Source organism: Cypionkella sinensis, from assembly GCF_042646385.1.
In the GTDB taxonomy this organism is placed as follows: Bacteria; Pseudomonadota; Alphaproteobacteria; order Rhodobacterales; family Rhodobacteraceae; genus Cypionkella; species Cypionkella sinensis.
In genome coordinates this window covers 404,290-418,390 of the sequence record NZ_JBHRTO010000001.1, presented here as the reverse complement: position 1 = coordinate 418,390, position 14,101 = coordinate 404,290, and the positions used below count along the sequence as shown (strand labels likewise).

12 protein-coding genes are annotated in these 14,101 nt (G+C 61.8%); 9 read left to right on the top strand and 3 right to left on the bottom strand.

What is annotated here, in order from left to right:
* The first annotated feature begins 73 nt into the window (after window positions 1-73).
* From ACFOGH_RS02080 to ACFOGH_RS02055, 6 genes are all read left to right on the top strand, one after another.
* Window positions 74-1,105, top strand: a complete 1,032-nt coding sequence (locus ACFOGH_RS02080) for an ABC transporter ATP-binding protein (RefSeq protein WP_380071394.1) — start codon at window positions 74-76, stop codon at window positions 1,103-1,105.
* Window positions 1,098-2,144: an ABC transporter ATP-binding protein gene (locus ACFOGH_RS02075; RefSeq protein WP_380071393.1), complete on the top strand. Its 1,047-nt coding sequence runs from the start codon at window positions 1,098-1,100 to the stop codon at window positions 2,142-2,144. The genes ACFOGH_RS02080 and ACFOGH_RS02075 overlap by 8 nt, the downstream gene beginning before the upstream one ends.
* Entirely contained in the window at window positions 2,141-3,841 is a 1,701-nt protein-coding gene (locus tag ACFOGH_RS02070; protein ID WP_380071392.1) for a peptide ABC transporter substrate-binding protein, read from the top strand. Before ACFOGH_RS02075 ends, ACFOGH_RS02070 begins: the two co-directional genes overlap by 4 nt.
* 100 nt (window positions 3,842-3,941) lie before the next feature.
* Window positions 3,942-4,949 (top strand): ABC transporter permease, encoded by a 1,008-nt coding sequence (locus ACFOGH_RS02065; protein WP_380071391.1) that lies wholly within the window; start codon window positions 3,942-3,944, stop codon window positions 4,947-4,949.
* Window positions 4,942-5,853 carry an ABC transporter permease gene (locus tag ACFOGH_RS02060; protein ID WP_380071390.1) on the top strand — a complete coding sequence of 304 codons (912 nt, stop codon included), beginning with the start codon at window positions 4,942-4,944 and terminating at the stop codon, window positions 5,851-5,853. The genes ACFOGH_RS02065 and ACFOGH_RS02060 overlap by 8 nt, the downstream gene beginning before the upstream one ends.
* A gap of 6 nt (window positions 5,854-5,859) precedes the next feature.
* Window positions 5,860-6,786, top strand: a complete 927-nt coding sequence (locus ACFOGH_RS02055; protein WP_380071389.1) for an asparaginase — start codon at window positions 5,860-5,862, stop codon at window positions 6,784-6,786.
* Window positions 6,787-6,921: 135 nt separating this feature from the next.
* Here the strand turns inward: ACFOGH_RS02055 and ACFOGH_RS02050 are convergent, their stop codons facing one another.
* From ACFOGH_RS02050 to ACFOGH_RS02040, 3 genes are all read right to left on the bottom strand, one after another.
* On the bottom strand, window positions 6,922-8,196 hold the full coding sequence (locus tag ACFOGH_RS02050) for a DUF3422 family protein (protein ID WP_380071388.1): 1,275 nt from the start codon (window positions 8,194-8,196) through the stop codon (window positions 6,922-6,924).
* 168 nt (window positions 8,197-8,364) lie between these two features.
* A complete protein-coding gene (locus ACFOGH_RS02045) occupies window positions 8,365-9,798 on the bottom strand; it encodes an NAD(P)(+) transhydrogenase (Re/Si-specific) subunit beta (RefSeq protein ID WP_380071387.1) in 1,434 nt (477 codons plus the stop codon).
* A gap of 13 nt (window positions 9,799-9,811) precedes the next feature.
* Entirely contained in the window at window positions 9,812-11,389 is a 1,578-nt protein-coding gene (locus tag ACFOGH_RS02040) for a Re/Si-specific NAD(P)(+) transhydrogenase subunit alpha (RefSeq protein WP_380071386.1), read from the bottom strand.
* A gap of 90 nt (window positions 11,390-11,479) precedes the next feature.
* Between ACFOGH_RS02040 and ACFOGH_RS02035 the strand changes: the two genes are divergently transcribed.
* The 3 genes from ACFOGH_RS02035 to kynA all read left to right on the top strand — a co-directional run bounded on the left by ACFOGH_RS02035 (window position 11,480) and on the right by kynA (window position 14,062).
* Entirely contained in the window at window positions 11,480-11,692 is a 213-nt protein-coding gene (locus tag ACFOGH_RS02035; RefSeq protein WP_380071385.1) for a hypothetical protein, read from the top strand.
* 69 nt (window positions 11,693-11,761) lie between these two features.
* On the top strand, window positions 11,762-12,955 hold the full coding sequence (gene kynU, locus ACFOGH_RS02030; protein WP_380071384.1) for a kynureninase: 1,194 nt from the start codon (window positions 11,762-11,764) through the stop codon (window positions 12,953-12,955).
* A 234-nt stretch (window positions 12,956-13,189) separates the two neighbouring features.
* Window positions 13,190-14,062 carry a tryptophan 2,3-dioxygenase gene (gene kynA / locus ACFOGH_RS02025; RefSeq protein ID WP_380071383.1) on the top strand — a complete coding sequence of 291 codons (873 nt, stop codon included), beginning with the start codon at window positions 13,190-13,192 and terminating at the stop codon, window positions 14,060-14,062.
* Window positions 14,063-14,101: the final 39 nt, after the last annotated feature.

Genomic DNA, 14,101 nt, shown 5'->3' with positions numbered 1-14,101 from the left:
GAACCTACAACCGGGGCGGCATCGACTGACCTTGGATAAAACCAAAGAATAACAAAGAACTGGGGAGTTCCATATGCCCGACCGGGCCGCGCCCGTCCTTGATGTGAGGGGGCTGAAAACCGTATTCCGCACCCGCGGAGGCGAGATTCACGCTGTCAACGATGTCAGCTTCCATCTGGAACGTGGTGAACTTTTGGGCGTTGTCGGCGAAAGTGGTTCTGGCAAGTCAGTCACCATGATGTCGCTGATCGGTTTGCTGCCCTCACCGCCCGCGGAAATCCGCGCAGGCACGGTGATGTTGGGCGATCAGGACTTGCTGAAAATCTCTGCCGAGCAGTTGCGCGCGGTGCGCGGTGCCAAGGTCGGGTTCATCTTTCAAGACCCGATGACCAGCCTGAACCCGGTGTTCAACGTCGGCTTTCAGATTGCCGAACCGCTGCGTCGCCATATGGGGATGAGCAAGGCGCAGGCGGAAGCGCGGGCGGTGGAATTGCTGGAATTGGTGGGGATTCCCGATGCACGAAAGCGTCTGGGCGATTATCCGCATCAGTTTTCCGGCGGCATGCGTCAGCGGGTGATGATCGCGATTGCCTTGGCCTGTGACCCTGATGTGCTGATCGCGGATGAACCCACCACGGCGCTGGATGTGACGATTCAGGCGCAAATCCTTGAATTGGTAAAGGAACTCCGCGTCAAGCTGGGCATGGCGATTATCTGGATTACGCATGATTTGGGGGTGATTGCCGCCATCGCCGATCGGGTGATGGTGATGTATGGCGGGCAGATCGTGGAACAGGCCCCGGTGCGCGAGTTGTTTTCGAACCCGCAGCATCCCTACACGCGGGCTTTGCTGAAAACCATTCCATCGCTGACCGGGGCGCGCGAAAGCCGCTTGCAAGTGATCGAGGGCCAGCCGCCGATCATGACCGCCGCTCCCACCGCCTGCGCATTCCGCGCGCGCTGTGCCCATGCGTTTGATCGCTGCGAGGTCGACAATCCCAAGCGGCACGGCATTGACGGTCTGACTTTGGGCCAAGGTCATGATGTGGCCTGCCACTGGGCCCCGCCTGTCGCCACCGCTGCAAGCGAGGCTGCCCATGCGTGATACCGTCCCCGCTCCGCTGGTTCAGGTTGACGGGCTGAAGATGTATTTTCCGATCTACACCGGCATCCTGCGCCGCCATACCGGCGATGTGAAGGCGGTGGATGGGGTGTCGTTTGCCATTCAGGCCGGGGAGACTTTGGGGCTGGTCGGCGAATCCGGTTGTGGCAAATCCACCGTGGGCCGGGCGTTGTTGCGGCTGTATGAGCCGACAGCGGGGGCTGTGGTGATTGACGGCGAGGATATCGCCAAGCTGGCACCCGAGGCGCTGCGTCGCAAGCGCCCGACGATGCAGATGGTGTTTCAAGACCCGCAGGCCAGTCTGAACCCGCGGATGACCTTGGCCGATATCATCTCGGAACCCTTGGTCGAACATACCGACTGGAACGCCGACCGCCGCCTGCAACGGGTCTATGAGTTGATGGATGCGGTGGGGTTGAACCGCCGTTTCGCCAACCGCTTTCCGCATGAGTTTTCCGGTGGCCAGCGCCAGCGCATCGGCATCGCGCGGGCCTTGGCGCTGAACCCGAAGTTCATCGTCTGTGACGAACCGATTGCGGCATTGGATGTGTCGATTCAGGCGCAGGTGGTCAACCTGCTGGAAGATTTGCAGGAAAAGCTGGGGCTGACCTATCTGTTCATCTCCCATGACCTTTCCATGGTGCGCCATATCGCTGATCGGGTGGCAGTGATGTATCTGGGCCGGATTGCCGAACTGTCGCCCCGCGATGCCTTGTTCAGCCGCCCGCTTCACCCCTATGCCGAGGCTTTGCTGTCGGCGGTGAACGAGCCTGACCCGTCGCTGGCCCGCCGCCCGCGCATCATTCTAAAGGGCGATGTGCCCTCGCCCGCGCGGCCCCCCAAGGGCTGCAATTTCAGCACGCGCTGCCCGAAGGCCTTCGCGCGCTGCCACGCCGAGAAACCCGAACTGCAAGAGGTCGAGCCGGGCCGTCAGGTCGCCTGCTTCCTCTATGCCCCCCAAACCGGATCAACCGGGATACCTGAGGCCAAAGAGCACAATCAACAAGGAGAGTATCAATGAAGCTGAAAACAGCCCTTCTCGGGGCGGCCTGCGCGCTGACCTTCGCGCCCGCCGCCTTTGCAGAGCGCGGCACTGACGGCGAGGTGAAGTTCACCTTCCCGCAAGCCGTCTCAATCATGAACCCCTTCCTGTCCTCGGGCACCAAAGACGTCTATGCCGCGTCGCTGGTGCTGGAGCCGCTGGCGGGCTTTGACGCCGATGGCAACATCATCCCCAAGCTTGTCACCGAAATCCCCACCGTGGAAAACGGCGGCATCTCGGCAGACCTGACCTCGATCACCTGGAAACTGCTGCCCGATCTGAAATGGTCGGATGGCTCGCCCGTCACCGCTGATGACGCCGTATTCACCGCCGCCTATTGCATGGACCCGGCCGGCGGTTGCGCCCAGCTTTCCAAGTTTGACGGCGTGGCCAAGGTAGAGGCCGTTGACGCCTCGACCGTGAAAGTCACGTTCACCGGACCGAAGCCGAATCCCTACACCGCCTTCGTCGGGGCCCTGTCGCCGATCCTGCAAAAGGCGCAGTTTGCGGCATGCCAAGGCGCTGCGGCACCGACCTGCACCGATCCAAACAACATGCCGATCGGCACCGGCCCGTTCAAAGTCACCGGCTTTACCGTCAATGACACCGTGACTTTGGCTGCGAATGAAAACTACCGCGACCCGGCCAAGCCCGCGTTTGCGACCGCCGTGATCAAAGGCGGCGGCGATGCCGAAGGTTCGGCCCGCGCAGTGATGGAAACCGGCGAGTTTGACTACGCCTGGAACACCCAGATTCCGCCCGACAGCCAAGCCTCGATGACCGCGGCTGGCAAGGGTGAGTTCGTTGTGGCGTTCGGCACGCTGGTGGAACGCATCGAGATGAACATGACCGATCCCGATCCGGCGCTGCCGGAGGGTGAGCGTTCGACCGCCAAGCACCCGCATCCGATCCTGTCGGACATCAAGGTGCGCACAGCACTTTCGAAAGCCATCGACCGTCAGATCCTGTCTGACGTCGGCTATGGCGCGGGCGGTGCGCCGACCTGCAACGTGGTGCCAGCGCCTGCCGCTTGGGCGTCGGATAACACCGGCTGCTTGGCACAGGATATGGAAGGCGCCAAGAAACTGCTGGATGAGGCTGGCTGGGTGCCGGGCGCAGATGGCATCCGTGAAAAAGACGGCAAGAAGTTGCACATCCTTTACCAATCCACTGTCAACCCGATCCGTCAGGACTTCCAGGCGCTGATCAAGGATTGGTGGACTGAACTGGGCGTGGATGTCGAGCTGAAAGCCATCGACCCGTCGGTGTTCTTCGGCGGTGACGCTGGTTCGCCCGATACGTTCCAGAAATTCTATGCCGATGTCGAGATGTATGCCAACAACTCGGACGGCACCGATCCTGAAACCTATCTGTCGCAATATCAGTGCGTGAACGCGCCCAGCCCCGAAAATCAGTGGCAGGGTGAGAACATGAACCGCTACTGCGATCCGGCCTATGACGCCAAGGTCAAGGTGCTGTCCACCACGGTTGACGTGGCCGAGCGGCAGAAGCTGGCCAAGGAACTGAACGACATGGTGACGAAAGACACCATGACGGTCATCCCGCTGGTGCATCGCGGCACTTTGTCTGCACATTCCAACAGCTTGGGCGGCGTGAAAATCAACGCTTGGGATTCCGAGATGTGGAACGTGGCCGATTGGTATCGCGTGAAGTGATTTGATTGCGGCGGGGCCGATCTGGCCCCGCCGCGTCCCTCACTCATGCCGTTTCTCCCGCACCCCCTCTCCCAAGATCTGACCAAAGGCGTCACAGCTTATGCTTACCTTCACCCTGCGCAGGTTATTGCTGGCCATCCCGACGCTTTTGGTCATCTCTTTGGTGATCTTTCTGCTGGTCGATCTCGCCCCCGGCTCGCCGATGTCGGAAATTCCGCTGACAGTGCCGCCTGATGTGCGCAAGAAGATGATCGAGGCTTTGGGCGCTGATCAGCCGGTGATGGTGCGCTATGTGCTGTGGCTGCGGCAATTCTTCTGGGTCGAGCCTGCCACATTGTTCGACGGCTGGTTTGGCACCAACCTTGCGGGCGGCGAGCAGCGGATTCTGTCGTGGCAATCGCGCGCGCCGGTGTTCACCATCATCGGCCAGCGTATCCCGCAAACGCTGACGGTGATCGGCACCGCCTATCTCGTCGGCGTTCTGATCGCACTGCCGATCGGCATCTACTCGGCCTACCGGCAGTATTCGCTGTTTGATCAGTTGGGCACGCTGCTGGCGATGATCGGGTTTTCGGTGCCGACGTTCTTTTCCGGCACGCTGATCATCATCATCTTCGCCGTCACTTTGGGCTGGTTTCCGACCAAATATGACACCAACCTTGCCGTCACCGATTGGCCGAGCTTTGTGAAGCAATTGCAGCAGATGGCGATGCCAGTGATGACACTGGGGCTGGCCAATGCCGCCGTGATCAGCCGCTACATGCGCTCGTCCATGCTCGATAACATGACGATGGATTACGTCCGCACCGCGCGCGCCAAGGGCATGTCGGAACGCGTGGTTGTGCTGAAACACGTGCTGCGCAATTCGATGATCCCGGTGGTGACGGTGATAGCCTTGGGCATCCCGTCGATCTTTGGTGGGGCGATTATCACCGAAAATCTGTTTGGCGTGAATGGCATAGGCGCCGCGCTAATCGGCGCGATCCATGCCAGCGACTTGCCAATGGTGCAGACGCTGGCCTTCATCTTTGCCGTGCTGATCGTCACCTTCAACCTGATTGCCGACGTGCTTTATGGCTTGCTCGATCCGAGGATTCGCTATGACTGAGACCACCACAGCCATCCCGAAACCCGAAAACGCCGCCCGCGCGATCTGGGCACAGTTCCGCAGCCACAAGGGCGCGGTGTTCGGCCTTGTGGTGCTGGGCATACTGATTTTGGCGGTGCTGATCGGCCCCTATTTGTGGCACCCTGAAAAGCTGACGGTGGTCGAGGCGATCAAGTCGAAGAACAAAGGCCCAAGCCTGAAATTTCCGCTGGGCACCGATCAGTTGGGCCGCGACATGTTGCAGCGGATGATACAGGCCGGCAAAGTTTCACTGGCGGTGGGCTTTGTCGCGATGCTGATCGCCATTGTGTTTGGCACGCTGATCGGCGTGCTGGCAGGCTATTATCGCCGACTGGACGGCCCGCTGATGCGGCTGACCGATATGTTCCTGGCGCTGCCCCTGATCCCGCTGCTGCTGGTGATCATGATGCTGTTCCGCGACCGTACCGCCAGCATTCTGGGCCCGGAACTCGGCGCGTTCACCCTGATCGTGTTTGCCATCGGCATCACATCTTGGATGCAGGCCGCGCGGATCGTGCGCGGCGAGGTGTTGGCGCTGAAAGAGCGTGAATATGTCCTCGCCGCCCGCTCTATCGGCTCGGCCTCGCGCCGGATCATCACGCGGCATATCCTGCCCAACGTCGTCTCGCCCGTGATGGTGGCGGCAACCTTGGGGATTGCCGAGGCGATCATCACCGAATCCGTGCTGTCTTTCCTCGGTCTTGGCTTTCCGCCCGATTTCCCGACTTGGGGGCGGCTGCTGTATGACGGGCTGTCCTATATGCAGGTTTACCCCGAGCGGGTGATCTGGCCTGGCCTTGCGATCTCGTTGACGGTGCTGTCGGTCAACTATATCGGAGACGGATTGCGCGACGCTTTGGACCCGCGCATCCGGGGGCGCTGATCTGAGATGAAGCTGTTGTTGATCCACACTGGCGGCACCATTGGCATGGTGGCGACCGAGGCAGGTTTTGCGCCGGGTGCGGGCGTGATCGAGGCCGCGTTGCGCGATCTGCGCGCCAGCGATGTGACGCTGCTGCCGCTGTTGCCGCTGATCGACAGCGCCCAAGCCACGCCCGCCGATTGGAACCGCATCGCGCTGGCGATTGTGGACAATCACAGCGAATACAATGGCTTCGTGATCACGCACGGCACCGATACCTTGGCGTTCAGCGCCGCAGCCTTATGCTTTGCGCTGACCGGCTTGCAGCGGCCAGTGGTGTTGACGGGGTCAATGCGGCCCCTGACGGTGGAGAAATCTGACGGGTTGAGCAATCTGTCCGATGCACTGAAAGCCGCCAGAACCGCTCCGCCGGGGGTTTGGGCGCAGTTTGCAGGCCAGCTTCTGCATGGCGCGCGGCTGCGCAAGGCGCATAGCTCGGCGCTGGATGCTTTCACCGCCAGCCGCAGCGCCAAACCGCCGTTGCAGCCGGGCAAGGTGCCCGGTTTCACGTCTTATCGGGCCGCCGAGATTGGTATCCTTTCCATGGCCCCCGGCCAATCCGAAGGCTTGCTGACCCATGCACTGACCACCCTCGACGCGGTGGTGCTGCGCGTATTCGGCGCAGGCACCCTGCCCGAGACCAGCGCCTTACGCGCAGGCCTGCTGGCAGCGCAGGCCCGTGGTACCCCGGTGATCGCGGTCAGCCAATCGCCCAAAGGCGGCGTGGCTTTGGGCACCTATGCGGCGGGCAATCTGATGCTGCAAGCGGGGGTGATTGATGGCCGCGACATGACGCCCGAGGCCGCCTATACCAAGCTGTACCATGTGCTAAGCTTGCACGCAGACCAGCGCCTGTCGGCACTGGCGCGCAATATGGTGGGTGAGTTCAGCTGACCCGCGGCGATAGAAGGCTCCGCTATCATCGCCACGCCACGCCGCCCCGGACTTGATCCGGGGCCTCTGGTCGATGCAGGAGGCCCCGGATCAAGTCCGGGGCGGCGGCGGGAATGAAGCCACGGCAGCCGCCGTTCACTGCATCCCCGCCTTGATCCGCCGCAGCGCCCACCAGACGCCCAGCACCACCAGTGGGGTCAGCACCGCCATGGCAACACCTTTCGAGACGCCGAGTTCCTCGATCAGCGGATAGGCGACGTAACCTGCCAGCGACACCGCGTAATAGCTGATCGCCACGACCGACAGCCCCTCGACCGTATGCTGCAAGCGCAGGGCCAGATCGGCGCGGCGGTCCATGCTTTCCAACAGCTTCTGGTTCTGTGCCGAGCGCTCCACATCCACCCGCGTGCGCAGCAGTTCTGCCGCGCGCTGTGCGCGTTCGGCCATCGACACCAGCCGCGCCTCGGCGGATTTCACGGTGCGCATCGCGGGGTCATAGCGCCGCATCATGAACTCGCCAAAGGTCTGCCGCCCTTGCACCCGCTCTTCACGCAGCGCCGCGATGCGCTGGTTCACAATCGCCTCGTAAGCGCCCGTCGCGCCAAACCGGAAGGAATGTTGCACCGCCAGCGATTCCAGTTCTGCCGAAATCGCCAGCAATTCGTGCAGCGCCGCTTCGGCAGGCCGAGACACGCCATCAAGGCCCGAGACGAGGTCTGACAGCCTTGGGTCCAGCGCGTTCAACCGCCCCGTCAGACCGCGCGCGCGCATCAGGCCCAGCATCGACATGGCGCGGTAGGTTTCGACCTCGCACAGCCGCTGCACTATGCGACCAATCCGGCGCGCGCCAGTATCGGGGCGCACGAATACCGCAAAGCGCATGTTGCCCGCCGGATCAATGCGGAAGTCCCCGGCAATCAGTGCCGCCCCATCCACCACGCGGGCGACTGCAAGGCTTTCGGGCACGAACCAATCCTCCAGCTTGTCCAGCATGACAGCCTCATCCGCCATCTCCTCAACCCGGATCAGCACTGAAGCCACGCGCTTGCCCGGCGCGACCTCAAGCCAATCGGCGGGAAAAACCTCCATCTCGGCGGGGTCAAACGCCCGTGCCGACACCCCCGGCGTGAAGGCGGAATAGGTGACAAACTCGGTATGGCTTTCCCATTTCAGATCGGCCCGCCCGACAGGACCCGAGAAATGCGTGGCGTCTGGTTGCGGATGGGCCGAGCCGTAACGGTCGAGCAGCGCCAAAAGATGAGCACGGTCGGCGTTTCGGTCACGGTTCTGCGCATCCAGCGGTTCCTTGATCGCGAGGTAGGCCGCCGTGCAGGGGGCCGCCAATGCCGGAAACGGCCGCGCGTGCAGCTCATTGACAAGTGCATAGCGCAGGGGGTGGTCGGTTGTCATCGCGGGCCCTTACGTCAGAAACAGTGACCCATTTGGCGGTCACTTCGGAAAGACTGCCAGCACTTTCGCCGCATACCGGGGTATGCAGGCCGCCTGTTGCAGAAAAGCAAAACCCCGGCGCACTGGCCGGGGTCTTACCGTAGGATGCGTGCTTGCACGCACCGCAACTCACTCAATCAACGGCAGCAAAGCATCCAGCGATTTCTTGGCATCGCCATAGAACATCCGGGTGTTTTCCTTGTAGAACAACGGATTTTCGATACCGGAATAGCCCGTCCCCTGCCCGCGCTTGGACACAATCACCTGCTTGGCCTTCCAGCATTCCAGCACCGGCATCCCGGCGATGGGCGAGTTCGGATCTTCTTGCGCAGCCGGATTGACGATGTCGTTCGAGCCGATCACGATGGCCACGTCGGTCGAGGGGAAATCCTCGTTGATCTCGTCCATCTCCATCACGATGTCATAGGGCACTTTCGCCTCGGCCAGCAGCACGTTCATGTGGCCGGGCAAACGGCCCGCAACCGGGTGGATCGCGAAACGCACCGTCTTGCCCGCCGCGCGCAGCTTGCGGGTCAGCTCCGACACCGATTGCTGCGCCTGCGCCACCGCCATGCCGTAACCCGGAATGATGATGATGCTGTCGGCATCGTTCAGCAAAGCAGCCACGCCTTCGGTGTCAATCGCCACCTGCTCACCCGTGACCTCCATCGCCGGACCCGTGGTGCCGCCAAACCCGCCGAGGATCACCGAGATGAACGAACGGTTCATCGCCTTGCACATGATGTAAGACAGGATCGCACCCGAAGAACCCACCAGCGCACCGACCACGATCAAAAGGTCGTTCGACAACGAGAAACCAATCGCCGCCGCTGCCCAGCCGGAATAGCTGTTCAGCATCGACACCACCACCGGCATATCCGCACCACCAATACCCATGATCAGGTGATAGCCGATGAACAAAGCCGCCAGCGTCATCAACAGCAGCGCCAAGGTGCTGCCCGATTGCAGGTAAACCACCAACAACACCAGCGAGATCAGCGCAGCGCCCGCGTTCAGCACATGGCCACCCGGCAGCTTTTTCGCCTTACCGTCCACCTTGCCCGCCAGTTTGCCAAAGGCGATGACCGAGCCGGTGAAGGTGACAGCACCGATGAACACGCCCAGGAAAGTCTCAACCCGCAGGATCGACAGTTCCACCGGGGTTTTGTGCGCGATCACCGCTGCAAACCCGGCCAAAGCCGAACGGGCGGCCTCGTCCAAGCCTGCCACCCGCACCATCTCGATATGGGTGTTATAGCCGATGAACACCGCCGCAAGGCCGACCAGCGAGTGCATCGCCGCCACCAGTTGCGGCATCTCGGTCATCTGCACCCGTTGCGCGACATACCAGCCAATCGCGCCACCGGCTGCGATCATCACCAGCGAAATCAGCCAGTTGCTCGCGCCTGGCCCGTAAAGCGTCGCCGCAATCGCCAGCGCCATGCCGACAATACCATACCAGACCGCGCGCTTGGCGCTTTCCTGACCAGACAGCCCGCCCAAAGATTGAATGAACAGAACAGCCGCAACCACATAGGCTGCCGTGGTAAATCCGTATTCCATACTGCCTGCCCCCTTACGACTTCTGGAACATGGCGAGCATCCGCCGTGTCACCATGAAGCCGCCGAAAATGTTGATCCCCGCCATGAACACCGACAATGCGCCGAGGATCACAACCAGCCAGTTGCCCGAGCCGATCTGCATCAAGGCTCCCAGAATGATGATCGAGGAAATTGCGTTGGTCACAGCCATCAGCGGCGTGTGCAAGGAATGCGACACGTTCCAGATCACCTGCACACCGACATACACCGACAGCACGAATACGATGAAATGCGACATGAAGCTTGCAGGCGCGTAAAGCCCAGCCAGCAGGATCAAGCCACCACCGATCACCAGCATCCCGACCTGATTGCGGGTCTGCGCCTTGAACGCCGCCGTCTCTGCCGCGCGTTTTTCTTCAACGGTCAGTTCCTTGACCTTTTCCTTCGGCTTTTGCACCGCAATCGCCGCGATTTTTGGCGGCGGCGGCGGGAAGGTGATCTCGTGAGCCTTGGCAACGGTCGCGCCCCGGATCACGTCATCGCCCATGTTGTGATCAATCACACCGTCTTTCTTTGGTGTAAGATCGGTCAGCATGTGCCTGATATTGGTGGAGTAAAGTGTGCTTGCCTGTGCGGCCATCCGACTGGGGAAATCGGTGTAGCCCACGATTGTCACACCGTTGTCGCTGACAATCTTCTGATCCGGCACGGTCAGATCGCAGTTGCCGCCACGCTCGGCCGCCAGATCCACCACGACCGAGCCGGGCTTCATCGCAGCCACCATATCGGCAGTCCACAGCTTGGGCGCGGGGCGTCCGGGGATCAGCGCGGTGGTGATCACGATGTCCATCTCGGGCGCAAGTTCGCGGAACTTTGCCAACTGCTTGGCCGCAAACGCCGGGCTGGAAGGTGCCGCATAGCCGCCCGTGGCAGCCCCATCCGGCAACTCGGAGGCGTCAAATTCCAGATAGACAAACGAAGCGCCCATCGACTCGATCTGCTCGGCCACTTCCGGGCGCACGTCAAAGGCGTGGACAATCGCCCCCAACGACACCGACGTGCCAATCGCCGCCAAGCCTGCCACACCCGCACCAACCACCAAAACCTTGGCCGGAGGCACCTTGCCCGCCGCCGTCACTTGGCCGGTGAAGAAGCGGCCAAAGTTGCTGCCCGCCTCGATCACCGCGCGATAGCCTGCGATATTGGCCATCGACGACAGCGCGTCCATCTTCTGCGCGCGGCTGATCCGCGGCACCATATCCATCGCCACCACGGTCGCACCGCGAGATTTCACAATCTCCAGCAACTCCGGGTTCTGCGCCGGCCAGAAAAAGCTGATCAGCGTCTGCCCCTCGCGCAAAGCCTGCGCCTCGGCCACTTCCGGCCCACGCACCTTGACCAGCACATCCGCTGCCGCGATCACATCGGCAGCCGTGGGCAGAACCTCGACCCCGGCCTTGGCGTAAAGCGCGTCCGAGAACCCCGCCTTCGCCCCCGCTCCGGCCTGAATGACGCAAACATGCCCCAGTTTCACCAGTTGCAGCGCGGAATCGGGGGTCATCGCCACCCGGTTCTCGCCCGCAAAAATCTCGCTCAACGCACCTATTTTCACTGTGTTCCCCCGTCGTTTGCGCGGTTCAAGGAGCAACCGTGACCGCCAAATCCCCCTGAGGCTTAGCATCGCAGGGCCAGAGATCAACGCTTGATTGCCGCTTTTGAAGAAAAACCTGTCGGCTTCCACAACTTCACGCGCCGCTTAGGGTCGAATATTCCACGCCAAACCGCGCAGATAGACGAATTTCCCGCATCGGAATATCAATGCAATTTCAATGCCCTATGCCCGGTTGCCCCTGATAGCGCAAACATGCGCCCCGCCTTGCCGCGCCGCATCGATTCGAAACAATTTCAAACTTGAAATTTCGTGGCATTGCCCCTATTGCTGCGATGCAACCGACGTGCCACGCTGCGTCTGAAGGAGCCTTCGATGACCGATTTCGCCGCCACCAAAGCCCAGTTTCATTTGCCGCAGGGCATGATCTATCTGGACGGCAATTCGCTGGGGCCGCTGCCACATGCCGCCGCCGCGCGCGTGGCGCAAACGGTCACGGCAGAATGGGGCGACATGCTGATCACCGCCTGGAACAAGGCCGCGTGGATGGACAAGCCGATGCGCGTGGGCGACCGCATCGCGCGGCTGATCGGCGCGGAAGCGGGCCATGTGGTGATGGGCGATACGCTGTCAATCAAGGTCTATCAGGCCCTCGCCTCCTGTCTGGAAATGAACCCGACCCGTAAAGTCATTCTTTCGGATACCGGAAACTTCCCGTCCGACCTCTACATGGCTGAGGGTCTGTGCCGCACCTTGGGCAATGGTTACACGCTGAAAACCGTCGCCCCCGAGGATGTGCTGGACGCCATCGACGGTACCGTTGCAGTGACGATGATCACCGAGGTCGATTACCGCACTGGGCGGCGGCACAACATGGCCGCCATCACCGCCCGCGCGCACCAGCACGGCGCGCTGACGATCTGGGATCTGGCGCATAGCGCAGGTGCATTCCAAGTGGAACTCGCCAAATGCAATGCCGACTTCGCGGTGGGTTGCAGCTATAAATACCTGAACTCCGGCCCCGGCGGCCCGGCGTTTATCTATGTCGCCCCCCGCCATGCCGACACCGCCCGCCCGGCTCTGTCAGGCTGGCAAGGCCACGCCGCCCCCTTCGCCTTTGATCTGGACTACCGCCCCGCAACGGGGGCCGAGCGGATGCGCGTCGGCACCCCGCCGATCCTGCAACTGGCGGCACTGGAAGCCTCGCTCGATATCTGGGACGGTATCGATATGGCCGCGCTGCGTAAAACCTCGCTGGCGCTGCAAGACCAATATATCGCGGGCATCGAAGCCGCCTGCCCCAGCCTGACCCTTGCCACCCCGCGCAACCACGCCGAACGCGGCAGCCAGGTTTCCTTCCGCCACCCCGAAGGCTACGCCATCATGCAGGCGATGATCGCGCGCGGCGTGATCGGCGATTTCCGCGCCCCCGACATCATCCGCTGCGGCTTCACCCCCTTGTTCATCGACGCCGCTGACGTGGACAAGGCGATCAAGATCATCGCCGACATCATGCAAAACAATCTCTGGGACCGCTCGGAATACAAAACCCGCGCGAAAGTCACCTGATGCGCTATCGCTTCATCTTGGCAAAAATACTCCCGCCGGAGGCTCCCTTGGCCGCCGCCGGAGCCTCCGGCGGGAGTATTTGCACCAAGATGACGCCCCTTCCCGCACTCTGCCGACCCGCCGGCTGGATCGCCGAATGGCGCACCATCGGCGCCATCTCGGTTCTGAACTGCCGCACCCATTCCATCGCCTGAACCCATCCGGGGGCAACCCCTATATGACAGGAGCGTATGAATGACCCATGATGCAAAATCCGGCTGCCCGATGCACGCAGCCACCCCCTACAACCCCGCCACCGAAGGCGCGCAGATGTCGTTCGATGGGCGGATGTCCTACGGCGACTATCTGCACATCGACCAGATTCTCTCGGCGCAGAAACAGCTTACCCCGGCGCATGACGAAATGCTGTTCATCATCCAGCACCAGACATCCGAATTGTGGATGAAGCTGGCGCTGCACGAGATGAATGCCGCCCGTCTGGCCATCGCCGCCGACCGCGCGCCGGAAGCCTTCAAGATGCTGGCGCGGATTTCCCGCATTTTCGAGCAGTTGAACAACGCCTGGGACGTGTTGCGCACGATGACGCCATCGGATTACACCACCTTCCGCGAAGGCTTGGGGCAATCGTCGGGGTTTCAGTCCTGGCAATACCGGTTGATCGAATATGCGGTCGGCAACCGCAATCTGGCGATGCTGAAACCACATGCCCACCGCGCCGATCTGACGGCGCTGCTAGAGGCCGAACTCGCCCGCCCGAGCCTGTATGACGAGGCCCTGCGCCATCTGGCGCGTGCCGGCCTGCCGGTGCCGCCAGATGTGCTGACCCGCGATCTCCGCCAGCCCTGGAGCGTGCATGAAGGCGTGCAGCGGATCTGGGAAATGGTTTATCGTGAGCCGACGCGCTATTGGCAGGCTTATGAACTCGCCGAGAAACTGGTGGATTTCGAAGATTACTTCCGCCGCTGGCGTTTCAATCACGTGACCACCGTAGAACGCGTGATCGGCCTCAAACGCGGCACCGGCGGCACGGGCGGGGTCAGCTATCTGCGCCGGATGTTGGATGTCGAACTCTTCCCTGAACTGTGGCATCTGCGCACAACGCTTTGACACGCACAGGCTGGATCAGGGCCACGGATCAAAAATCCG

What these genes read in the sequence shown, in the direction of transcription:
- ACFOGH_RS02070 (WP_380071392.1), top strand. Translation starts at nt 2,141, where the DNA reads ATGAAGCTGAAAACAGCCCTTCTCGGGGCGGCCTGCGCGCTGACCTTC.
- ACFOGH_RS02075 (WP_380071393.1), top strand. Translation starts at nt 1,098, where the DNA reads ATGCGTGATACCGTCCCCGCTCCGCTGGTTCAGGTTGACGGGCTGAAG.
- ACFOGH_RS02045 (WP_380071387.1), bottom strand. Translation starts at nt 9,798, where the DNA reads ATGGAATACGGATTTACCACGGCAGCCTATGTGGTTGCGGCTGTTCTG.
- kynU (WP_380071384.1), top strand. Translation starts at nt 11,762, where the DNA reads ATGACCGATTTCGCCGCCACCAAAGCCCAGTTTCATTTGCCGCAGGGC.
- ACFOGH_RS02055 (WP_380071389.1), top strand. Translation starts at nt 5,860, where the DNA reads ATGAAGCTGTTGTTGATCCACACTGGCGGCACCATTGGCATGGTGGCG.
- ACFOGH_RS02050 (WP_380071388.1), bottom strand. Translation starts at nt 8,196, where the DNA reads ATGACAACCGACCACCCCCTGCGCTATGCACTTGTCAATGAGCTGCAC.
- ACFOGH_RS02065 (WP_380071391.1), top strand. Translation starts at nt 3,942, where the DNA reads ATGCTTACCTTCACCCTGCGCAGGTTATTGCTGGCCATCCCGACGCTT.
- kynA (WP_380071383.1), top strand. Translation starts at nt 13,190, where the DNA reads ATGACCCATGATGCAAAATCCGGCTGCCCGATGCACGCAGCCACCCCC.
- ACFOGH_RS02080 (WP_380071394.1), top strand. Translation starts at nt 74, where the DNA reads ATGCCCGACCGGGCCGCGCCCGTCCTTGATGTGAGGGGGCTGAAAACC.
- ACFOGH_RS02060 (WP_380071390.1), top strand. Translation starts at nt 4,942, where the DNA reads ATGACTGAGACCACCACAGCCATCCCGAAACCCGAAAACGCCGCCCGC.